The following is a 21,356-nucleotide window of genomic DNA, read 5'->3' as shown; positions in this document are numbered from 1 at the left end:
CTCCGTTTTCGATCTTGAATCAGAAATGAGACCAAACGGGAATCCCTTGATTGCAGACACGGCCTAGCGCGCGGCGACGTCGCGGTCGGGCATCGTGCCGGAGATTTCGAGGATCAGCTTGCGTTTGACGGCATCCGCGAAGCTTTCGCGGCTGTCGGCGGTGACGACGAAGGCGCCGAGGCCGCCGATGATGCGGGATTCGTACTGGGATTCGAGATCTCCGGAGCCCGCACGGCCGGAAGGGCAGTCGAAGCACAGGATCGGCAGGCCGTTGATGGTGATGCCGGCGTCGACGACGGTGTCGCGGGCGGACTCCATGGGGGCGCCGCGCCACGAATTCGCGCTGTCGCCCGAGAAGTCGATCACCTTGCGCCAGCCGTCCATATCGTTGGTTTCTATAAGGGTTTTGCCGAACAGAAGCGCGTCGCCGATGGCGTTTCGCCCGAACGCGCCGCGGGGGCCGGTGCGGATTCTATCGGCGAAATTTGCGGCGGCTTCGGGGCCGTCTATGAGGGTCCAGGGGGCCACGACGGCCTGGTTGGCGGCCCATTCGGCGTAGGTGACCAGAATGTGGCCGTAGGCGGTTCCGGCAATGACTTCAAGCACTTCGGGGTCGGTGATGGCGGTGGCGTAGCCTTCGCGCTGGAAGGCGATCTCGGCCTGGTCGATGGAGCCGGAGGCGTCCGCCAGCAGCACGAGTTCGAGATCGGTGTCCTGGGCAAACCCTTGGGTTGCCATGAGAATTCCGAGGGCTGCGAGAAAGGCGCGGGGCATGGGCGGCTCCGGTTCTGGGAAAGGGGGCGTTATATGAATCGCATATGACTTTCATATGACTCTCATAGGACTCCGGTCGGACGCGCCCGCGCCGGGGTCGGAACCATGAGCGTCTGACCGGGGCGCGTGGACACATCTGCCGACCCTAACCCGGCGTGGCGCACGCGGTGGTCACGGATGGGTGATGCGGGTGCCGCAGGGACGCGCGCCGGGCGGCGTGGTATGATCCGAACAATGACAGGAGGGACGGTCATGCTGGAACGAGTGATGATGGCGGGGCTGGTGGCGGTGTGCCCATTGGTATTCCATGCGGGTGTGGCGGCGCAGGAGGCGGACCCGGACCCGGCCGAGGGACAGGCGCTGTTCGCGGCCTATTGCGCGCAGTGCCACGGGGCGGATGCGACCGGCAACGGGCCGATGTCGGAGATCATCGCGGTGCCGACGCCGGACCTGACGCGGCTTTCGGCGCGGAACGACGGGGTGTTCCCGGTGGAGATGGTGGCGCGCCAGATCGACGGGCGCAACCGGGTGCTGGCGCACGGGGGCGACATGCCGATCTTCGGCCCGTTCCTGAGCAGCGACGACCACGTGGTGTTCCGCCTTCCGAGCGGCCAGCCGATGATGACGGGGATGCCGGTGGCGGATCTGGTGGTGTGGCTGGAGTCGGTTCAGGGCTGAGGTCGTCTTGCAAACGCTCCGGGGGAGCGTTTGAGGCCGAAGCGCGCGGAGTGCCGGGAGAGGTCGTCTTGCAAACGGTCCGGGGGACCGTTTGAGCCCGAAATGCGCGGAGCGCATTACGAAGTCCGTCTACTCCGCATTGCTTTGAGGATGAAGTTGGCGTTTGCTGCGAGCAATGATCTTCTGTGAGGTGTCTTGAAAGCCCATCATTAAGTGGAAGATGTTGTGATTGTGAAATCTCGCTCCCGGGCGTATCTTTGAGTTATTTTTCTTATTGTTAAATTCATACCCAACCAAAGTAGGAGTTCCATGGCCAAGTAAGTTGAATGCGTCCGAAAATAATGCATGGTGCCTCATAGCGTTTCCAAGGCAGTTTATCAAGCCAAGGTAATCAAGAGTGCGATCTTCTGTATCTTGATCGTCAAAAAAGCACAGCGATAGCGTTTTCTGGAGCTCTCTGCTTTCACGATTTCTTATTAGCGCTCCCAAATCGTCTGGATCTATCGCGTCTGGAAAAGATTCGGAGTTGCTCTTCTTGCCCCTATGGATGATGATTTGCATCAAGTGCAAGTGTGTTTCAAAGAATCGTCGGATATCAAAAACAAAACTTTCTGCAAGAAAGTGGTAATCATGAAGGCTGTAGGTAGAATAAGTCACATCCTTAACGCTTTCCTCGATAGGAAAATTTCTCTGCCAAGGACTGCAGAATCCTAGCATAATGCTTTCTTTTTCCGAGAGTGCTTCATGAAGGCGCAAAAGGGAAAGAAATTTTTTGTGGACTGCTCTAAATCTAAAGATTTGATCAAGTGACATTTTTCCCTTGAATGGATAGTCGCAATGACCCAAATCAATCATTTCAAGGGTATGGGATGGGCGGCCAGCGTCATAGTTTATTTCAGTAATATCAACGTCGCAAATTCTCATTTTCTCATTTCTTTAAATCTTGCGTTCGAAAAACCAAGTGTCGCAATTGCGAATCGTTCTCAAACCCCCAACGCCTTCCGCAACGCCGCATTCGCGCGGGTTTGCCAGCCTTTGCCGTCAGCCTTCAACGCCGCCACGATATCGCGGTCGAGGTAGAGGGTCACGCGCTGTTTGCGCGCGGATTCGGGCAGGGGCGGGCGGCCGAGTTTGCCGTGGCGGCGCAGGATGTCGGCGATTTCGGGATAGTCGGTGACCGGGCGGGCGTTCTCGAAGAAGTTGTCGTCCAGCGGCGGGTTGTCCGGGTCTTCTTCGACCGCGCGCGTGATCGCAGCATCCTCTTCGTCTGACGGAATGTGGATCTTGCGGGTCAGGCGCTGTTCGTGAGCCATCGTTGCAATTCCCTTCTGTTCGCGTTGCCACGCGAAATTAGCCGCCGTCGCCCTGCGCATCTACGAAGAATAGAGGGTTTTTTCCGGGGCGTCAGCCCCGGATCGCGCCCGACCCGCCCCCCAGGGCGGGCGCGAACGCCCACCCTCGGGCCGGGCGCGATCCTCAGTTCGTAAATTGCGCGCGTCGCCAAGCGACTTACTACACGTCCAATTCTTCGACAAACCGCGCGTTGTCGGTGATGTATTCGAACCGCTTCTCGGGGCGTTTGCCCATGAGGCGGTCCACCAGATCGGCGGTCTCTCCCGGTTCGTCATCGTCGATGCTGACCCGGATCAGCTTGCGCGTTTCGGGGTTCATGGTGGTGTCCTTGAGGTCCTTGGCGTCCATCTCCCCCAGCCCCTTGAAGCGGGACACGTCGATCTTGCCCTTGCCGCCCAGCCCGGTGGCCATGAGCGCGTCGCGCTCGGCCTCGTCGAGGCAATAGGCGCGGTTGGGGCCCTGGGTGAGCCGGTAGAGCGGCGGGCAGGCGAGGTAGAGGTGGCCGCCGTCGATCAGCGGGCGCATCTGCGAAAAGAAGAACGTCATCAGGAGGGCGGCGATATGGGCGCCGTCCACGTCGGCGTCGGTCATGATGATGATCTTGTCGTAGCGCAGGTCGTCGATGCGGAACTTGGACCCCATGCCGACGCCGAGCGCCTGGCAGAGATCGGAGATCTCGGCGTTCTGGGACATCTTGCCGGAGGCGGCGCCGAGCACGTTGAGGATCTTGCCCCGCAGCGGCAGGAGGGCTTGTGTCTTGCGGTCGCGCGCCATCTTGGCCGAGCCGCCCGCGCTGTCGCCTTCGACGATGAAAAGCTCGGTGCCGTCGCGGGCCGACAGGGTGCAATCCACGAGCTTGCCGGGCAGGCGCAGCTTCTTGGTGGCGGATTTGCGGGCGGTTTCCTTTTCGGCGCGGCGGCGGAGCCGTTCCTCGGACCGCAGCACGAGGAAGTCGAGGATGGCGCCCGCGGATTTCGTGTCGGCGGCGAGCCAGTTGTCGAAATGGTCGCGGACGGCGGATTCGACCAGCCGGGCGGCCTCGGTCGTCGCCAGCCGGTCCTTGGTCTGGCCGACGAATTCCGGTTCGCGGATGAAGCAGGACACGACGGCGCAACCGCCCGCGGCGAGGTCCTCGCGGGTGATCTGGGCGGCCTTGCGGTTGTTGGCGAGATCGCCGTAGGCGCGGATGCCCTTGAGGATGGCGGCCCAGAACCCGGCCTCGTGCGTGCCGCCCTCGGGGGTGGGGACGGTGTTGCAGTAGGACTGGATGAAGCCGTCGCGGGCGGGGGTCCAGTTGATCGCCCATTCGACGGAGCCGGGGGCGTTGAGCCGTTCGCGGAAGCTGACCTTGCCGGCGAAGGGGCGGTCGGCATAGGTGGCGGCGTCGCCCAGCGTTTCGCCGAGATAGTCCGAGAGCCCGCCGGGGAAGTGGAAGCGGGCCTCGAGCGGCGTTTCGCCGTCATCGATGGCGGATTTCCAGCGGATTTCCACCCCGGAGAAGAGATAGGCCTTGGAGCGGGCCATCTTGAGCAGGCGGGCGGGCTTTAACTGTAACTTTCCGAAGATGTCGGCATCAGGGTGAAAGGTGACCGAGGTGCCGCGGCGGTTGGGGGCCTGCCCGATCTCGGTCACCGGACCCTGCGGGATGCCGCGGGCGAAGTCCTGCGCGTAGAGGGTGCGGTTGCGGGCAACCTCGACGCGCAGGTGATCCGACAGCGCGTTGACGACGGAGACACCGACCCCGTGCAGCCCGCCCGAGGTTTCGTAGCTGTCGCCGCCGAACTTGCCGCCGGCGTGGAGCGTGCAGAGGATCACCTCCAGCGCGGATTTGCCGGGGAATTTCGGGTGCGGGTCCACGGGGATGCCGCGGCCGTTGTCGCGGATGGTGACGGAGCCGTCGGCGTGCATCTCCATCTCGATGCGGGTTGCGTGGCCTGCCACGGCCTCGTCCATGGAATTGTCGAGCACTTCGGCCACGAGGTGATGCAGCGCGCGTTCGTCGGTGCCGCCGATATACATGCCAGGGCGCTTGCGGACGGGTTCCAGCCCTTCGAGTACCTCGATGGACGAGGCGTCGTAGCCATCGCCGGGGGCTGCACCGGAGAGGAGATCGTCTGCCATGGGCTGCTCGTCCTTCGCTGTCGCGCGGTGTCGCGGGCGCGTCATTGTCCTGTCATTGACGGGCACCATAGCGCGCGGAGGATGGGACAGGCAATCGGCAGCGGCGCGCGCGGTTGATTTGCGCCCTATGACATGCCACAAGATACTGGGGCGTGAGCGGCAGGGACAAACAAGATGCGCAGGATCAAGGCAGGAATTGTCGCGGCGGGCGTCGCCGGGGTCGTGGCCGGGACGGCGGGCGCACAGCAGTTCGACGCGGGCTTCGGCTATACCGCGCGCGACGAGATCGAGAAACCGGGATCGACCGAGGAACTGGACAACGATATCGCGCGGCTGGTGCTGGGCCTGACTTGGGGGGCCGGCGGCGACGGGCGGATGCGCGGGGCCGTGGAGCTTGGCTTTGCCAATAACGACGACTGGTCCGGCGATCTGACCGGCAATTACGGGGCCGAACTGGTCTTTGCCCGCAAGGTCGGCAATCAGCGTTACGGGCTGGGCGGGCGGTTCCGCGACGACGAGGAACTGACCAGCACCACCGAAGTCGCCTATTCCATCGAGCATCTGGGCGAGTCGCTGGACCTGCGCGGCCTCGTGGGGCTTCAGATGCTGGCGGATGCGGACAGGGTGCCGGGGCGGGACGACAACACCTTCTTCGCGCAGGGCGAGATCACGATCTATCCCACAAGCGGGCTGGCCCTGTCGGCGGCTGTTCTGGCCGATGGCGATGGCGAGGGCTATGGCGTGGGGGTCGAATACCGCCCCGCGGGCTGGGGCGTGAGTTTCTATCTCGACTATGCTGAGGCGTTCGACGACTACCGCGACGTGGCCAGCTATGACGCGTTCGCGGGGGGCATCCGCTTCGTGCCCGGCACATCGTCGCTCAAGGCGCAGCGGCAGGGCGGGCTGGGCCGGATCATGCAGCGCTATTTCGAAGCCCAGTAAGCGGCCCGGCCCGACATCCCGACATGTGCCGTCCCGGCGAAAGCCGGGACCTCCCGGCGGGCCTGCCGTGGCTGCCGCTGGACGTCGGCGTTCTGCCGCGCTAAGGGCCGCGCATGCCCCAGATGTCCTATCCCGCCCATGTCCGGGCCACGCTTGTCCTTGGTCTGCCGCTGATCGGCGGGCAACTGGGGCAGTTCCTGATCCATGTCACCGATGTCGTGATGGTGGGCTGGTACGGCGTGCCGGACCTTGCCGCGCTGGTCGTCGCCAATTCCATCATCATGGTGCTGATCCTGTTCGGGTCGGGCTTCGCCTGGGCGGTGATGCCGCTGGCCGCGGCGGCGGCGGAAGCGGGCGACGACCTTGTGGTGCGGCGGGTCACGCGCATGGGGCTGTGGGCGTCGCTTGGGTTTGCGGTGCTGACCGTGCCGCCGCTGGTGTTCACCCCGGACCTTTATGGCCTGATGGGCCAGCCGCCGCGCGTGGCGCTGCTGGCGGGGCAGTATTTCGCCATCGCGGCGTGGGGTGTGTTTCCGGCGCTGATCATCATGGTGCTGCGCAGCTACCTGTCCGCGCTGGAGCGCACGCAGGTCGTGCTGTGGGTCACGCTCGCGTCGGCGGTGGCCAATGCGGGTTTCAACTGGGTGCTGATCTTCGGCAATCTCGGGGCGCCGGAGCTGGGCGTGCGCGGCGCGGCCATCGCGTCGATCCTGACCAATCTCGTGGCGATGGCGGGGCTGGCCGTCTATGCCCGCTGGCGCGAACCGCAGCACGAGATCTTCGTACGCCTGTGGCGGCCGGACTGGAGCGCCCTGCGCCGCGTGCTGCGCATGGGTTTTCCCATCGGTGTCACGACGCTGGCCGAGGTCGGGCTGTTTTCGGCGGCGTCGATCATGATGGGCTGGGTCGGGACCGAGGCGCTGGCCGCCCATGGCATCGCGCTGCAACTGGCGACCGCCGTGTTCATGGTGCATCTGGGCCTGAGCCAGGCGGCGACGGTGCGCGCGGGCCGGGCCTATGGGCGGGGCGATGTCGGGCATCTGCGGCGCGCCGCGCTGGTGGCGGCGGCACTGTCGCTTGTCGTGGCGCTGGTGACGGTGGCGGTGTTCCTGGCCGTGCCGCGGCCCCTGATCGGGCTGTTCCTCGACCCGGCGGAGCCGCAATTGCCCGCGATCATGGCCATCGGCGTGACGCTGCTGGCGGCGGCTGCGCTGTTCCAGGTGGCCGACAGCGTGCAGGTCATGGCGTTGGGTGTGTTGCGCGGCGTGCAGGACACGCGCGTGCCGATGATCTATGCCGCGATCAGCTATTGGCTGCTGGGGGCGCCGGTGGCGTATCTGCTGGGGTTCACCGCCGGATGGGGCGGGGTCGGCATCTGGGTCGGTCTGGCCTTCGGGCTGGCCTGTGCCGCCGTGCTGATGCTGCGCCGGTTCTGGTGGTACATCGTCCCGGGGCTGGAGCGCGCGGAGGGCTCCCCCGCGCGCCCCGCATTCGTCATGTGAGCGTGGCGCAGAATTCCTGGATGCGCGTGCAGGCGGTTTTCAGCGCATCGTCCGAGGTCGCGTAGCTGACCCGGAAGCAGGGCGAGAGCCCGAAGGCCGCGCCGAACACGACCGCGACGCCCTTTTCCTCCAGCAGGGCCGTGGCGAAGGTTTCGTCATCGTCGATCTTCGTCCCGCCGGCGGAGGTCTTGCCGATGCAGCCCGCGATCATCGGGTAGACGTAGAACGCGCCTTCGGGCGTGGGGCAGGTGATGCCCTCGCAGGCGTTGAGCATCGACACCACCAGATCGCGGCGGCGGCGGAACGTCTCGTTGTTGACCGGGATGAAATCCTGCGTGCCGTTCAGCGCCTCTACCGCGGCCCACTGGCTGATCGAACTGGGGTTGGAGGTGGATTGCGACTGCACCTTGCGGATCGCGCCGATCAGCTGTTCCGGGCCTGCGGCGTAGCCGATGCGCCAGCCGGTCATGGCATAGGCCTTGGACACGCCGTTGACGGTCAGCGTGCGGTCGTAGAGCGCCGGTTCGACCTGTGCGGGGGTGCAGAATTCGAACCCGTCATAGACGAGATGTTCGTACATGTCGTCCGACATCACCCAGACATGGGGATGGCGCATCAGCACGTCGGTCAGGGCCTTCAGCTCGTCCCAGGCGTAGCCCGCGCCGGTGGGGTTGGAGGGCGAGTTGAAGATCAGCCACTTGGTCTTGGGTGTGATCGCGGCTTCGAGCTGTTCCGGCGTCAGCTTGTAGCCGGTCTGGCTGGAGGCTTCGGCCACGACCGGCGTGCCGCCCGCGAGCAGCACCATGTCGGGGTAGCTGACCCAGTAGGGGGCAGGTATCACCACCTCGTCGCCGGGGTTCAGCGTGGCCATCAGCGCGTTGTACAGCACCTGCTTGCCGCCCGTGCCCACGGTGACCTGCGCGGGCGTGTAGTCGAGCCCGTTGTCGCGCTTGAACTTGGCGCAGATCGCGTCCTTCAGTTCGGGCAGGCCGTCGACGGCGGTGTATTTCGTCTTGCCCGCGTTGATGGCGGCGATGGCCGCATCCTTGATGTTCTGGGGGGTGTCGAAATCGGGCTCCCCGGCGCCAAGGCCGATGACGTCCTTTCCGGCTGCTTTCAGCTCGCGGGCCTTGGTGGTGACCGCGATCGTGGGGGACGGTTTTACGCGGGCAAGGGTCGCGGACAGGAAGGTCATCGGGCTCTCCGGTTGTCATGGATGATGCGGGTGCTTAGGATGTGCAGCATGATCGATCAAGAGATGACCGCCGATATGGCGGAAACCGACGAGCCCTGGTTCACGCCGGAAAACAGCACGCTGGGCGACCGGCTTGCTGGGGCGCGGGAGGCTGCGGGCATGACGCGGGCCGAACTGGCGCGGCGCATGGGGCTGAAGCTGTCTACCATCGACAAGTGGGAGGACGACCTGGCCGAGCCGCGCGCGAACCGGCTGCAGATGCTGTCGGGGCTGCTCGGCGTGTCGCTGACATGGCTGCTGACCGCCGAGGGCGACGGGCCGGGGCCGAGCGACGAGCCGTTGGGCGACGACCTGCGCAAGGTGCTGTCGGAGATGCGGCAGGTGCGTACCGACCTTCTGCGCGAGGCGGAGCGGATCGGACAGCTGGAAAAGCGCCTGCGCAGCCTGCTGAAGGAACCGGCGGCATGAGCGATCCCGTGCGCGATCCCCTGCGCGAAACCGGCGGTGGAGCGGACGAGCCCCGCGAGACGCGGCTGAAACGGCTGCGCATGCGGTCGATCCGCCGGGGCATCAAGGAGATGGACCTGATCCTCGGCGCCTTCGCGGCGGAGGAGCTGGCGAAGCTGCCGACGGCAGGGCTGGACCTGTACGACGCGCTTCTGACCGAGAACGACCACGATCTTTACGGGTGGGTCAGCGGGCAGACGCCGACGCCGCCCGAATACCTGGACCTCGTCAGCCTGATCGCGGCGCACCAGTCGAATATTGCGCGCAATTGAAGCATCTTCGCCGCGCAACTTAACCCAATTTTGGCAGAATCCCGCGACCTTCGTCAGACGTGTAACGATGGAGGATTGCGATGAGCATACACCCTAACCTGCCGGAGCGGGCAGAGGCCGACCTGATGGGCGGCTATCTCGAATCGCTCGCTCTTGTCGAACGGCTGCACCGCCTGCTTCTCGATGTCATCAAGGACGAATTCGAACGGATCGGCATCCTTGAGATCAACGCGGTGCAGGCGCTGCTGCTGTTCAATATCGGCGATAACGAGGTCACGGCCGGTGAACTGAAGACCCGCGGGTATTACCAGGGGTCGAACGTGTCCTACAACCTGAAGAAACTGGTGGAGATGGGGTTCATGGACCACCAGCGCTGCCAGGTGGACCGCCGTTCTGTCCGCGTGAAGCTGACCGAACGGGGCCGCGAGATCCGCCGGATCATGGAGGGCCTGTTCGCCCGCCATGCCGAGGGTCTGGAAAGCCGCGGCGTGATGGGGGCGGACGGAATCGCCACCATCAACAGTTCGCTCAAGCGGGTCGAACGGTACTGGACCGACCAGATCCGCTATATCTATTGATCCGCCGGGCACCGCCCGACCGATCCGGACCAGAACGGTCCGCCCTTTCCGACCCGATCACCAGTGGCCGACATTTTCCATGCTTGCCCACGGTTCCTGCGGCGGAAGCGACTCCCCCATCTGAAGCAGTTCCACCGACACGTTGTCCGGCGACCGGACGAACGCCATGTGACCATCCCGCGGCGGGCGGTTGATCGTCACACCCGCGGCCTGCAATTCCGCGCATTTGTCATAGATGTTCTCGACCCGGTAGGCGAGATGGCCGAAGTGACGGCTGTCCGACGGCAGGGCGTCGTCGCCGTCCCAGTTGTAGGTCAGTTCCACGTCGGCGCGCCCATCGGCCTGGTCGGGCGGGCACAGGAATACGAGCGTGAAGCGGCCCTTGTCGTTCTCGATCCGCCGCCGTTCGACCAGCCCGAGCAGCTTGTAGAAGGCCAGCGACGCCTCCAGGTCCTTCACGCGCACCATGGTGTGCAGGTATTCGATCTTCATGGATAATCCTCCTTGGTTGTCCCTGACATACCATTGCCTCATGCGCGAACAAGCCCTGCGTCGATCCTGTGGAAAACTCCATCTGGTGGTTTCGCGCCCCCGCTTGTCCATATATCGTAAGCGTAGCGACTCAGACGGAGACCGCCATGTCCCTGACCCAAGACCAGCTTGACGATATCGCCGCGGCCCGTGCCGAGACCCGCCCGACCCGCCGCGCGGTGAGCGAGGGAATGGAGGCGCATCTCTACACCGCCCACCCGGTGCTGGACCACGGCTTCGTGCGGGTCATCGATTACATGGGCGATGACAGCGCCATCGTGCAGGCGGCGCGGGTCAGCTATGGCGCGGGCACGAAGAAGGCGCGCGACGATGCGGGATTGATCCGCTACCTCATGCGGCACTGGCATTCGACGCCGTTCGAGATGTGCGAGATCAAGCTGCATGTGAAGCTGCCGGTCTTCGTGGCGCGGCAGTGGATCCGGCACCGCACCGCGAACGTCAACGAATACTCGGCGCGGTATTCGATCCTTGACCGCGAGTTCTATATCCCCGCGCCCGACCAGCTTGCCGCGCAATCGACCCAGAACAACCAGGGCCGCGGTGCCGTGCTGGAGGGGGAGGAGGCTGCGCGCGTGCTGGACATGCTGCGCGCCGATGCGGACCGGGCCTATGACCATTACGAGGCGATGCTGTCACAGGAGGGGCAGCAGGGACTGGCGCGGGAACTGGCGCGGATGAACCTGCCCGCCAATGTCTATACCCAGTGGTACTGGAAGGTGGACCTGCACAACCTGTTCCATTTCCTGCGCCTGCGGGCCGACCCCCATGCGCAGTACGAGATCCGGGTCTATGCCGACACGATCTGCCGGATCGTGGCGGACTGGGTGCCCGCCGCCTATGCCGCGTTCGAGGATTACCGCATGGGCGGGGCGCAACTGTCGGCGCGGGGGCTGGACTGCCTGCGCCGGATGCTTGCGGGGGAGACCGTCACGCAGGACACCAGCGGCATGAGTGCCGGCGAGTGGCGCGAGTTTCGCGCCCTGATCGCGCCGGGCGGCTAGCTCAGGCGGCGGGACCGTGGCCCTGCCAGTCGCGTGCCATCGCCTTGAGCGCCGCGACAGCGTCCGGGTTCGCGGCTTCCCATGCGCGAAAGGCCGCGAAGGCCGCGTTGGACTGGGTGGCGCGGGCAGGGCTGCCTTGCGGCGCCGGATCTGCACTGTAGAAATGGGTCTTGGCAGTCTCGTAGGCGCGCGAGCAGCGCATCGCGTCCGCGCCGGGCATGCTTGCCGCCTCGGATGACAGCGCGCAGGCGTAGTAAAGAACGAGATCGAGAACGAAACGGGACATCTCCGGCTCCTTTCGCGGATGCGAAGGACCGGCAAAAGGGGCGTGTGTGCCGAGCGCCGATCCCCCTGCATCCAAGATGGTCGAGCCGGGGCGCGGCGCAAAACAAGAAATGCTGCACCGCAGAAACCAGATGCGGTGTTGCCGATTTCCTGATCGGCTTCTGGTTATTTGCCTAAATCAAGGGCGCTGTCGGCGCCCCGTCCGTTTCAGTCGAGGAGCCGCAGATCGGTGGCGGATTCGCGCCCGTCCCGCCCGGCGCGCATTTCGTATTCCACTTTCTGGTTGTCCGCGAGCCCCGTCAAACCGGCGCGTTCGACGGCCGAGATATGGACGAAAACGTCCTTTCCGCCCGTGTCGGGCGCGATGAAGCCGAAACCCTTTGTCGTGTTGAACCATTTCACGGTGCCTGTGGGCATCGCGTATCTCCCCGTTCTGCGCCCGTGTCCGGGCCGGCCGCCTTCGACGCGCGGGGCGGACCCGACCGAATGCCCGATCCCGCTTGCACCCTGTTCGTGCAGGGATAAAACAAGGGTGAATCGGCGCGAAGGCAAGTAAATTTCCCGAAAAATGCGGGCGCGCGGGCAGGGGGACGCCATGGCGGATATCACGATCTACGGGTTGAAGGCGTGCGATACCTGCCGCAAGGCGATGCGGGCGCTGACGTCGGCGGGGCATGATGTGGCGCTGCACGACGTGCGGTCGGACCCCGTGCCGCGCGCGACGCTGGCCGCATGGCTGGATCGGTTCGGGCCCGAGTTGGTGAACCGTAAGTCCACGACATGGCGCGGGCTGTCGGAAGGCGACCGGGCGCGTGACCCGGCCGACCTGCTGGCGGAGCACCCGGCGCTGATGAAGCGCCCGGTGATCGTGACGGACGGCGCGGCCCATCTGGGCTGGACCGCGCCGGTGCAGGCGGCCCTGCGGGTCTAGACGATATCCGGTGCGCGGGCGTCGCGGGCCAGCGTGTCGGTGATGGCGTCCAGCGGTTCGGTGACGGTGGCCTTTTCACCAAGCCTGCGCACGGTGACGGTGCGGTTCTCGACCTCGCGCGCGCCACAGGCAAGGATGACGGGGACCTTGGCGACCGAGTGTTCGCGCACCTTGTAGTTGATCTTCTCGTTGCGCAGGTCGGCCTCGGCGCGGATGCCCGCGGCCTGCAGGGCGTTGACGACCTCGCGCACGTAATCATCCGCGTCCGACACGATGGAGGCGACGACGACCTGCCGCGGGGCCAGCCAGAACGGCATCCGGCCCGCGTAGTTCTCGATCAGGATGCCGATGAACCGCTCGAAGCTGCCCAGCACGGCGCGGTGAAGCATCACGGGGCGGTGTTTCTCGCCATCCGCGCCGATGTAGTTGGCGTCGAGCCGTTCGGGCAGGTTGAAATCCGCCTGGAACGTGCCGCATTGCCATTCGCGCCCGATCGCGTCGGTCAGCTTGAAGTCGAGCTTGGGGCCGTAGAACGCCCCTTCGCCCGGGTCGACTTCATAATCGTTGCGCACCGACAGGATCGCCTTTTCAAGGGCGGCTTCGGCCTTGTCCCAGACGGCATCGCTGCCGACGCGGACATCGGGTCGGGTGGACAGTTTGATGTCGAAGGTGCCGAAACCCGTGTCCTTGTAGACGCGCGACAGCAGGTCGATGAACTTCGCGCATTCCGCCTCGATCTGGTCTTCGGTGCAGAAGATATGCGCATCGTCCTGGGTGAAGTTGCGCACCCGCATCAGCCCGTGCAGCGCGCCATGGGCTTCGTAGCGGTGGCACGATCCGAATTCCGCCAGCCGCAGGGGCAGGTCGCGGTAGGACTTGATGCCCTGGTTGAACACCTGAACGTGGCAGGGGCAGTTCATGGGCTTGAGGGCGTTGACGCGCTTTTCGTTGGCGTGTTCCTCGTCGATTTCCGTGATGTACATGTTTTCACGGTACTTGTCCCAGTGGCCCGAGGCTTCCCACAGCTTGCGGTCCACGACCTGCGGCGTGCGGATCTCGCGGTAGCCGTCGCGGTCCAGCTGGCGGCGCATGTAGTCTTCGAGCTGGCGGTAGATGGTCCAGCCATCGGGATGCCAGAAGACCATGCCCGGCGCTTCGTCCTGGAAATGGAACAGGCTCATCTCGCGCCCCAGCCGCCGGTGGTCGCGCTTTTCGGCTTCTTCGAGGAAATGCAGATGCGCCTTCAGGTCTTCGCGGTTCTGGAAGCCCACGCCGTAGATGCGTTGCAGCATGGGCCGGGTGCTGTCGCCGCGCCAATAGGCGCCCGCGACCGACATCAGCTTGAACGCATCCGCGGGCACTTGGCCCGTGTGCTGCAGGTGCGGGCCGCGGCACAGGTCCTGCCAGTCGCCATGCCAGTACATCCGCAGCGGTTCGTCGCCCGGGATCGAGTCGATCAGTTCGACCTTGTAGGGTTCATTGTTCGCCTCGTAATGGGCGATGGCGCGGGCGCGGTCCCAGACCTCCGTGCGGACGGGATCGCGCGCCGCGATGATCTCTTTCATCTTTTGTTCAATGAGACCAAGGTCTTCGGGGGTGAAGGGATCTGCCCGGTCAAAGTCGTAGTACCAGCCGTTCCTGATCACGGGGCCGATGGTGACCTTCACGTCGGGCCAGATCGCCTGCACGGCGCGGGCCATGATATGCGCAAGGTCGTGCCGGATGAGTTCCAGCGCCTGCGCGTCGTCCTTCATGGTGTGGATGGCGATATCGGCATCCGCGTCGATGGGCCATTGCAAATCCCAGTGAGCGCCGTTGACCTTGGCGGAAATCGCCTTTTTCGCCAATGACTTGGAGATATCCTCGGCCACGGCGGCGGGGGTCGTTCCGCCGGGATAGACGCGCTGGGAGCCATCGGGAAGGGTGAGGGTGACGTTCGCCATTGTCTGGCCTCCTCGTCGGTTCGGCGCCTACGAAACGCCCGGTTGCGGGTATGGGTTTGGCGCGTTCTGGCCGGGGCGCGGCGCGGTGTCAAGCCGCCCGCCGAGGCCGCGATCCCGTGTATGACTCCCGTATGACTCTTGTATGACTCCGGTATGCCCTGCGTCCGCGCCGCCCGTGCGCCGGGACTGTCGGGTCATACCACGAGAACCACCGCCGCGATGGCGAGGATGCAGACCCAGCCGGCGGTGAACAGGACCGGCCGCAGGGGCATCCGCGCCATGCCCGAGATCATGCCCGCCGCGTGGGCGAGACGGACCCAGAAGAACGCGACGCTGGCCCAGACCGTCACCGGGGTGGATACCCCGGCCAGATGCGCGACCAGCACGACCACGGCGAAGGGCAGGAACTGTTCGAGCAGGTTCAGATGCGCCCGGTGCGCCCGGTGCATCCAGGCGGGCAGCGCGCGCAGGTCGGGCGGCCGCAGGAAATCGGCGTGTGCCCGGCCTGCCTGCGTGTTCATCCCGACGATGAAGGGAAGCCAGAGCGACGCGGCCAGCAACGCGGTCAGCGTCAGCCAGAACAGTTCCGCGGTCATGCCGCGCCCCCGTCGGACACATGGGCAAAGCGGACCGCTTCGCCGGTTTCCAGCCAGGTCTTCAGCCCCGCCGCCCAGCGGGCCCAGCCGTCGGACACCCCTTCGCCGGGGAGGACGGGGAAGGTCAGGCCGTAATGTTCGACCGTCAGGCTGCAATGGTCGCCCTCGGCCGCGATCCGGAACACGGTGCGCGACGGCGCGCCGCCGCCTTCCCATTGCGGCTCGAACGTGGCGACGATGCGGGTCTTCGGCGTGATCTCGATCGCGCGCGACCGCAGCATCAGCGACCCATCCGCGAAGCGGTAATCGAAGCAGTCGCCTTCCCGGTCCACGCGATGGGCCATGAAGTGCCACGCCGCCATCTGGTCTGCCCGGGTCAGCGCATCCCAAAGCGCGTCCTGCGAACAGCGGATGAAGGTCTGCAGGACGAAATCGGGTTTGGCGTCGGTGTCGTGCATGGTCTGGTCTCCTTCCAGTGTGGACTTGAGTTCGATGAGCGCACGGGCCGCGGGTTTGGCGATCAGCGGTTCGATCCAGCGGTCGATGGCCTGCTGGAGCGGCACGGCGTTGAGGTAGTGGTACTTGAACCGCCCCCGCCGGAGCGTGGTGATGAGCCCCGCGTCCTCCAGCACGCCGAGATGTTTCATCACCCCGAAGCGGGTCATCTCGAACCGCGTGGCCAGATCGCCGAGCGTCTGCCCGTCGCGCGCGCGCAGGGCATCGAGGATTTCGCGTCGGGCGGGGTCGCCGAGGGCCTTGAAGAGCTTGTCCATGAACCGCATATACGTGATTCTATGGTCACGTGACAATATGGTAACTTATGCGCGATGTGCGTCCAGTCCCCTTTCTGCCGGGACCGTGCCCGGACGGGCTTGCGCCGCGCGCGTCGTGAGGCGAGGCTGGTCCCGCGCGCAGGGAGGACACGCATGCGAGGGCCCGAATTTCTGGACACGCCCGAGGGACGGCGGATCGGCTATGGCCGGGTCGCGGGAGATGGCCCCGGCGTGGTCTTTCTGGGTGGGTTCGCGTCGGACATGTCCGGCACCAAGGCGACGCATCTGGAGGCCTGGGCGCGGGCGCGGGGCCGGGCATTTCTACGGTTCGACTACAGCGGTCATGGGGTGTCGTCGGGCGCATTTGCCGATGGCTGCATCGGCGACTGGGCGGCGGATGCGCGCGCGGTGCTGGATGCGCTGACCGCGGGGCCGCAGATCCTTGTGGGGTCGTCCATGGGCGGGTGGATTGCGTTGCTGCTCGCGCGCGCCGTGCCGGACCGGGTGGCCGGGCTGGTGACCATCGCCGCGGCGCCGGACTTTACCGATGACCTGTGGGACGGGATGGACGGCGCCGCCCGCGCGCGGCTGGACGCGGAGGGATCGGTTGCGCTGCCGTCGGATTACGGGGCGCCCCTGCCGGTCACCGCGCGGATGATCGCCGAAGGGCGCGCGCGCAGGATCTTCGATGCGCCGCTCGCGTTGCCGTTCCCGGCGCGGTTCCTGCAGGGCACAGCGGATGTGGAGGTCTCTGTGGCGAAGGCGGTGCGGCTGCTGGACCACGCGGAGGGCGACGACATGCGGCTGGTGCTTGTGAAGGATGCCGATCACCGTTTTTCCAGCCCCGCCTGCCTGTCGCTGATCGAGGCCGCGATCACGGAGGTCGGGGGCTGATGGACACGCTGATGGCGGTGCTGCGGTGGGTGATCGGGGTCGGGGTCGTCCTGTGGCTGGCGATGCTCGTGCTGGACTGGGTGGGGCCGACCGAGCCCGTGGTGCTGTCCGCACCCGCGCCGGACCTGCCGCCGCTGGATGACTTGGAGCCATGGGTTGCCGCGCAGGAGGCCGCGGTGCCCGACCTGCGCCCCGAGGCGGCGAAGCGGATCGTCTGGGCCGGTGCGCCGGGGGAGCGCACCGACTGGGCGGTGGTCTATCTGCACGGGTTCTCGGCCAGCCGGGAGGAAATCCGCCCGGTGCCGGACGAAGTGGCGGCGGCGCTGGGGGCGAACCTGTTCTTCGCGCGCCTTTCGGGGCATGGGCGGGATGGGGCAGCCATGGCCGAGGCATCCGTGGCGGACTGGATGGCCGACACGGCGGAGGCGCTGGCCATCGGGCGTGCGCTTGGAACGCGGGTTCTGGTGATCGGCACCTCGACCGGCGGCGCGCTGGCCGCGATGGCCGCGCAGGATGGCGCGATGTCGGAGGGTGTGGCGGGAGTTGTCCTCGTGTCGCCGAATTTCCGCGTGGCGGGCTGGCCGGGGCGGCTGATCGAATGGCCGGGCGTGCGGGTCTGGGCGCCGTTCGTGGTGGGACAGGAGCGCGGGTTCGAACCGCGCAGCCCCGACCATGCGCGGCACTGGACGACGCGCTATCCGACGGTGGCGCTTGCACCGCTCGGGGCGCTGACCCGGGCCGTGCGGTCGCTGGATGCCGGGGCGGCGCGGGTGCCCGCGCTGTTCATGGTGTCCGAGCGGGACCTGATCGTGGACAGCCATGCGGCGCTGCGGGCGGCGGCGCGTTGGGGGCAGGACAGCGGCGCATCGGCGGAACTCATGTCGGTGTCCCTGCGGCCCGGCGACGACAGCGCGGGGCATGTGCTTGCGGGCGATATCCTCAGCCCCGGCGGCACGGCACCGCTGGTCGCCCGGATAGAACGCTGGGCCGCAGGGTTGTAGCGGCGCGGGCGTTTCCCGCATCTTCGCATCGGGGACGGGCCAGTCCTGGACGACGACCGGGGCACGCCCCGCCGCGACGCGGTGCCGCCTGCGCCGGGCGAAGAATTCCGGTCGAGGGCCTAGTCCGTGGCGACCCGTCGAAGCGGATTTGCCGGGCGTGTGTCGGTACGCTGTGCCCGCGTTGTCAGACGCTGCGCAGGCCCTGAGCCGGCTGCGGGGCGGGGCGGGCGTTGCTGTCGATGAAATTCAGCACCAGCGGGCGGATGTTGTTGCGCCAGCTCTTGCCCGCGAAGATTCCGTAATGGCCCGCGCCGGGTTCGAGATGGGCGGCCTTCTTGCCGTCGGGCAGACCCGTCAGCAGGTCCAGCGCGGCAAGGCACTGGCCCGGCGCGCTGATGTCGTCCTTTTCGCCCTCGACGACCTTGACCGCGATGTCGGTGATCTTGCCGATATCCACGGGGTGGCCATCCACCACGAAGCGGTTCTCGGCGATCTCGAGGTTCTTGAAGATGCGTTCCACCGTCGAGAGGTAGAATTCCGCGGGCATGTCCATCACGGCGAGGTATTCGTCGTAGAACTTGTTGTGGTGGTCATGGTCGCTCGACTCGCCCTTGGCGGTGCGCACGATCTGGTTAAAGAACGCCTCGCCGTGCCGGTCGGCATTCATGGAGATGAAGGATGTCAGTTGCAGCAGGCCCGGATAGACCAGCCGCCCGGCACCCCGGTAGTTGAAGCCGACACGCTGCACCGCAAGCTCTTCGAGCTGGCCCATGGTGATGCGGCGGCCGAAATCGGTCACGTCCGTCGCCGCGGCGTCCGGGTCGATCGGGCCGCCGATCAGGGTCAGGGTCGCCGGTTGCGCGTCCGGGTTCCGTTCGGCCAGCAATGCCGCAGCGGCCAGCGTCAGCGGCGCGGGCTGGCACACGGCGATGACGTGCAGGTCGGGGCCAAGCTCTTCCATGAACTCGACCAGATACCGCGTGTAATCCTCGATATCGAACTTGCCTTCGGACACGGGAATGTCGCGCGCGTTGTGCCAGTCGGTGATGAACACGTCGCAATCGGGCAGCAGGCTGAGCACGGTGGAGCGCAGCAGCGTGGCATAGTGTCCCGACATCGGGGCCACCAGAAGCACGCGGCGGCGCATCGGGTTGCGTCCCTGCACCTCGAATTTCACGAGATCGCCGAAAGGCCGGGCCACGACGCTGTGGGTGGTCACGATATGGTCGCGCCCGTCATCGCCCACCACGCAGGTGATGTTCCAGTCGGGCTTTGCGATCATGCGCGCGAAGCTGCGTTCCGCCACCTCGCCCCAGGCGGCCATCAGCTTGAACGCCGGGGTCGGCGCCAGCCCCATGGCGGGCAGCGACCCGATGGCGCGCGCCGTGGACCCCATCCACTGAAAGGTGTTGCGGGCCGTTTCCATAACGTCGTAGGTCGCCATGTAGCGCATCATCGTCTCCTGGGGCCGGGTCATGTGACCGCCCGTAACAATTCGTCGCTTTGGCCCCCCTCCTCTACGACGATACAAACAGTTTGCAGAGACTACGGGGGAATCCGGGACATGACAACTGACGAAAAAGCCACGGGCGCCGAACTGGAACGCCTGAACGAGAACGTATCGCGGCTTGAGGAACTGTCCCAGCGGCTGGTGGCGGCGATGGCCAACAAGCGGCAGGTGGACCCTGCTCTGCACGGTCCGAGCCAGGACGTTTTTGTCAAGGCGGCAACCGCGTATTGGCACGAGTGGCTGAACAATCCGGCCAAGATCATCGAGCACCAGGCGGGATACTGGGGCAAGATGCTTCAGCATTACGTCGACGTGCAGAAGACCCTGTCGAGCGGCAAGCTGATGGCGCCGCCGGACGACACGCCGGGCGACAAGCGATTTGCCCATCCGTTGTGGCAAACGCATCCATACTTCAATTTCATCAAGCAGAACTACCTGCGCACCGCGCAGGCGATCGACGATGCGGTGGCGGCGCTGGAGGATCTGGACGACAAGGACCGCCAGCGCGTGAGCTACTTCACGCACCAGATCATCGACATGTTCGCGCCCACCAATTTCCTGGCGACCAACCCGGATGCGCTGGAACGCGCGGTGGAAACGCAGGGCCAGTCGCTGGTGCAGGGGCTCGAGAACCTCGTGCGCGACATCGAGGCCCATGACGGCGAGCTTCTTGTGACGCTGTCGGATCCGAGCGCTTTCAAGGTGGGCGAGAACCTTGCGACCACGCCGGGCAAGGTCGTGTTCCGCAACCGCCTGTTCGAGCTGATCCAGTACGCGCCCACGACCGAGACGGTGCACACCACGCCGCTGCTGATCTTCCCGCCGTGGATCAACAAATTCTACATCCTCGACATGAAGGAGAAGAACAGCCTGATCCGGTGGATCGTGGACCAGGGCTTCACGCTGTTCGTCGTGTCCTGGGTGAACCCGGATGCCAGCTATGCCGATGTGGGCATGGATGACTACGTGTCCGAAGGATACCTGACCGCCATCGACAAGGTGAAGGAAATCACGGGCGAGGCGCAGATCAACGCTGTGGGCTACTGCATCGCGGGCACGACGCTGAGCGTGACGCTGGCCCTGATGGCCAAGCGCGGCGACACGTCGATCAAGGCCGCGACGCTGTTCACGACGCTCACCGATTTCTCCGATCCGGGCGAGGTCGGCGTGTTCCTCGACAACAATTTCGTGGACGGGATCGAACGGGAATGCGGGCGCACCGGGATTCTCGACAGCTTCTTCATGTCGCGGACCTTTTCCTTCCTGCGCTCGAACGACCTGATCTATGGCCCCGCGGTGCGCAGCTACATGATGGGAGAGACTCCGCCCGCCTTCGACCTGCTGCACTGGAACAGCGACGGGACGAACCTGCCGGGCAAGATGGCGGTGGAGTACCTGCGCGGGCTGTGCCAGCAGGATCGGTTCGCCACGACGGGCTTCACGATCTGTGGCGAGACGGTCAGTTCGGGCGACGTGAAGACGCCGCTCTGTGCCATCGCGTGCGAGACCGACCATATCGCCCCGTGGAAGCCATCCTATCGCGGGGTGCAGAAATTCGGCAGCCGGTCGAAGACCTTCATCCTGTCCCAGTCGGGTCATATCGCCGGGATCGTGAACCCGCCGTCGAAGAAGAAATACGGCCACTACACCAATACGGACCTGAAGCTGGACCCCGAGGCCTGGCTTGACGGCGCCACCTTCAACGAAGGGTCATGGTGGCCGCGCTGGGGCGAATGGCTGGCCAAGAAGTCCGGCAAGCAGGTGCCCGCGCGCACGCCGGGCAATGCCGATCATCCGCCGCTGGCCGATGCGCCCGGCACCTATGTGGTCGCCCAGTCGAAGGGGTAGGTGCCGCAGCGTCAAAAATATGCCGCGTTGCAGAATTAGGGGTTGAATTGCTGCGGTGCAGCATGCATATACGGGTCAGCAACAACGAAGGCGGTCAAGT

23 protein-coding genes are annotated in these 21,356 nt (G+C 65.6%); 11 read left to right on the top strand and 12 right to left on the bottom strand.

What is annotated here, in order from left to right; genetic code table 11:
• Positions 1–63: 63 nt before the first annotated feature.
• On the bottom strand, positions 64–774 hold the full coding sequence (locus DDE13_RS11860) for a DUF1194 domain-containing protein (protein ID WP_111404410.1): 711 nt from the start codon (positions 772–774) through the stop codon (positions 64–66).
• Positions 775–1,026: 252 nt separating this feature from the next.
• Between DDE13_RS11860 and DDE13_RS11855 the strand changes: the two genes are divergently transcribed.
• The gene (locus DDE13_RS11855) at positions 1,027–1,452 is read left to right on the top strand and encodes a c-type cytochrome (protein ID WP_235868680.1); all 426 of its coding nucleotides are present in this window, start codon (positions 1,027–1,029) and stop codon (positions 1,450–1,452) included.
• 129 nt (positions 1,453–1,581) lie between these two features.
• Here the strand turns inward: DDE13_RS11855 and DDE13_RS22860 are convergent, their stop codons facing one another.
• The 3 genes from DDE13_RS22860 to parE all read right to left on the bottom strand — a co-directional run bounded on the left by DDE13_RS22860 (position 1,582) and on the right by parE (position 4,926).
• Positions 1,582–2,376: a hypothetical protein gene (locus DDE13_RS22860; protein WP_162630966.1), complete on the bottom strand. Its 795-nt coding sequence runs from the start codon at positions 2,374–2,376 to the stop codon at positions 1,582–1,584.
• Between the two features lie 59 nt (positions 2,377–2,435).
• Positions 2,436–2,825 (bottom strand): BrnA antitoxin family protein, encoded by a 390-nt coding sequence (locus DDE13_RS11850; protein WP_222626084.1) that lies wholly within the window; start codon positions 2,823–2,825, stop codon positions 2,436–2,438.
• 139 nt (positions 2,826–2,964) lie between these two features.
• Complete coding sequence (gene parE, locus DDE13_RS11845) at positions 2,965–4,926, bottom strand: DNA topoisomerase IV subunit B (RefSeq protein WP_111404429.1); 1,962 nt, start codon at positions 4,924–4,926, stop codon at positions 2,965–2,967.
• A 174-nt stretch (positions 4,927–5,100) separates the two neighbouring features.
• Between parE and DDE13_RS11840 the strand changes: the two genes are divergently transcribed.
• On the top strand, positions 5,101–5,868 hold the full coding sequence (locus DDE13_RS11840) for a hypothetical protein (RefSeq protein ID WP_111404406.1): 768 nt from the start codon (positions 5,101–5,103) through the stop codon (positions 5,866–5,868).
• Positions 5,869–5,981: 113 nt separating this feature from the next.
• The gene (locus DDE13_RS11835) at positions 5,982–7,370 is read left to right on the top strand and encodes an MATE family efflux transporter (RefSeq protein ID WP_235868679.1); all 1,389 of its coding nucleotides are present in this window, start codon (positions 5,982–5,984) and stop codon (positions 7,368–7,370) included.
• Here DDE13_RS11835 and DDE13_RS11830 read toward each other — a convergent pair.
• Positions 7,363–8,565, bottom strand: coding sequence for a pyridoxal phosphate-dependent aminotransferase (locus DDE13_RS11830; protein WP_111404404.1), 1,203 nt, complete (start codon positions 8,563–8,565; stop codon positions 7,363–7,365). The genes DDE13_RS11835 and DDE13_RS11830 overlap by 8 nt on opposite strands.
• A gap of 75 nt (positions 8,566–8,640) precedes the next feature.
• On the opposite strand from DDE13_RS11830, the gene DDE13_RS11825 reads away from it, so the two are divergent.
• The 3 genes from DDE13_RS11825 to DDE13_RS11815 all read left to right on the top strand — a co-directional run bounded on the left by DDE13_RS11825 (position 8,641) and on the right by DDE13_RS11815 (position 9,922).
• Entirely contained in the window at positions 8,641–9,033 is a 393-nt protein-coding gene (locus tag DDE13_RS11825; RefSeq protein WP_111404425.1) for a helix-turn-helix domain-containing protein, read from the top strand.
• Positions 9,030–9,344 (top strand): FAD assembly factor SdhE, encoded by a 315-nt coding sequence (locus tag DDE13_RS11820; RefSeq protein WP_111404402.1) that lies wholly within the window; start codon positions 9,030–9,032, stop codon positions 9,342–9,344. Before DDE13_RS11825 ends, DDE13_RS11820 begins: the two co-directional genes overlap by 4 nt.
• 80 nt (positions 9,345–9,424) lie before the next feature.
• Positions 9,425–9,922 (top strand): MarR family winged helix-turn-helix transcriptional regulator, encoded by a 498-nt coding sequence (locus DDE13_RS11815; protein ID WP_111404400.1) that lies wholly within the window; start codon positions 9,425–9,427, stop codon positions 9,920–9,922.
• Positions 9,923–9,979: 57 nt separating this feature from the next.
• On the opposite strand, the gene DDE13_RS11810 is transcribed toward DDE13_RS11815, so the two are convergent.
• Entirely contained in the window at positions 9,980–10,414 is a 435-nt protein-coding gene (locus tag DDE13_RS11810) for a VOC family protein (protein WP_111404398.1), read from the bottom strand.
• A gap of 146 nt (positions 10,415–10,560) precedes the next feature.
• Here DDE13_RS11810 and thyX point away from each other — a divergent pair, with 146 nt between their 5' ends.
• On the top strand, positions 10,561–11,475 hold the full coding sequence (thyX, locus tag DDE13_RS11805; protein WP_111404396.1) for an FAD-dependent thymidylate synthase: 915 nt from the start codon (positions 10,561–10,563) through the stop codon (positions 11,473–11,475).
• 1 nt (position 11,476) lies between these two features.
• Here the strand turns inward: thyX and DDE13_RS11800 are convergent, their stop codons facing one another.
• Together DDE13_RS11800 and DDE13_RS11795 are read right to left on the bottom strand one after the other, a co-directional pair.
• Entirely contained in the window at positions 11,477–11,761 is a 285-nt protein-coding gene (locus DDE13_RS11800) for a hypothetical protein (protein WP_111404393.1), read from the bottom strand.
• Positions 11,762–11,967: 206 nt separating this feature from the next.
• Positions 11,968–12,177, bottom strand: a complete 210-nt coding sequence (locus tag DDE13_RS11795) for a cold-shock protein (protein ID WP_111404390.1) — start codon at positions 12,175–12,177, stop codon at positions 11,968–11,970.
• 178 nt (positions 12,178–12,355) lie between these two features.
• Between DDE13_RS11795 and DDE13_RS11790 the strand changes: the two genes are divergently transcribed.
• Entirely contained in the window at positions 12,356–12,691 is a 336-nt protein-coding gene (locus DDE13_RS11790) for an arsenate reductase family protein (protein ID WP_328587841.1), read from the top strand.
• Here the strand turns inward: DDE13_RS11790 and thrS are convergent.
• The 3 genes from thrS to DDE13_RS11775 form a co-directional block, all read right to left on the bottom strand.
• Positions 12,688–14,634 carry a threonine--tRNA ligase gene (gene thrS, locus DDE13_RS11785; protein WP_111404388.1) on the bottom strand — a complete coding sequence of 649 codons (1,947 nt, stop codon included), beginning with the start codon at positions 14,632–14,634 and terminating at the stop codon, positions 12,688–12,690. The two genes, DDE13_RS11790 and thrS, sit on opposite strands and share 4 nt — an antisense overlap.
• Positions 14,635–14,828: 194 nt before the next feature.
• A complete protein-coding gene (locus DDE13_RS11780) occupies positions 14,829–15,230 on the bottom strand; it encodes an MAPEG family protein (protein WP_111404385.1) in 402 nt (133 codons plus the stop codon).
• Positions 15,227–16,003 carry an ArsR/SmtB family transcription factor gene (locus tag DDE13_RS11775; protein ID WP_111404421.1) on the bottom strand — a complete coding sequence of 259 codons (777 nt, stop codon included), beginning with the start codon at positions 16,001–16,003 and terminating at the stop codon, positions 15,227–15,229. Before DDE13_RS11775 ends, DDE13_RS11780 begins: the two co-directional genes overlap by 4 nt.
• A gap of 153 nt (positions 16,004–16,156) precedes the next feature.
• On the opposite strand from DDE13_RS11775, the gene DDE13_RS11770 reads away from it, so the two are divergent.
• Together DDE13_RS11770 and DDE13_RS11765 are read left to right on the top strand one after the other, a co-directional pair.
• Positions 16,157–16,897 carry an alpha/beta fold hydrolase gene (locus DDE13_RS11770; RefSeq protein ID WP_111404383.1) on the top strand — a complete coding sequence of 247 codons (741 nt, stop codon included), beginning with the start codon at positions 16,157–16,159 and terminating at the stop codon, positions 16,895–16,897.
• On the top strand, positions 16,897–17,898 hold the full coding sequence (locus DDE13_RS11765) for an alpha/beta hydrolase (protein WP_111404381.1): 1,002 nt from the start codon (positions 16,897–16,899) through the stop codon (positions 17,896–17,898). The genes DDE13_RS11770 and DDE13_RS11765 overlap by 1 nt, the downstream gene beginning before the upstream one ends.
• 184 nt (positions 17,899–18,082) lie before the next feature.
• Here DDE13_RS11765 and phaZ read toward each other — a convergent pair whose 3' ends face one another.
• Positions 18,083–19,351 (bottom strand): polyhydroxyalkanoate depolymerase, encoded by a 1,269-nt coding sequence (gene phaZ, locus DDE13_RS11760; protein ID WP_111404379.1) that lies wholly within the window; start codon positions 19,349–19,351, stop codon positions 18,083–18,085.
• 111 nt (positions 19,352–19,462) lie between these two features.
• Here phaZ and phaC point away from each other — a divergent pair, with 111 nt between their 5' ends.
• Positions 19,463–21,256: a class I poly(R)-hydroxyalkanoic acid synthase gene (phaC, locus tag DDE13_RS11755; protein WP_111404376.1), complete on the top strand. Its 1,794-nt coding sequence runs from the start codon at positions 19,463–19,465 to the stop codon at positions 21,254–21,256.
• Positions 21,257–21,356: the final 100 nt, after the last annotated feature.

The sequence above is a fragment of the Meridianimarinicoccus zhengii genome (assembly GCF_003254465.1).
Lineage (GTDB): Bacteria > Pseudomonadota > Alphaproteobacteria > Rhodobacterales > Rhodobacteraceae > Meridianimarinicoccus > Meridianimarinicoccus zhengii.
The sequence above is the reverse complement of the archived record's forward strand: the minus strand, read 5'-3'. Positions and strand labels throughout refer to the sequence as shown.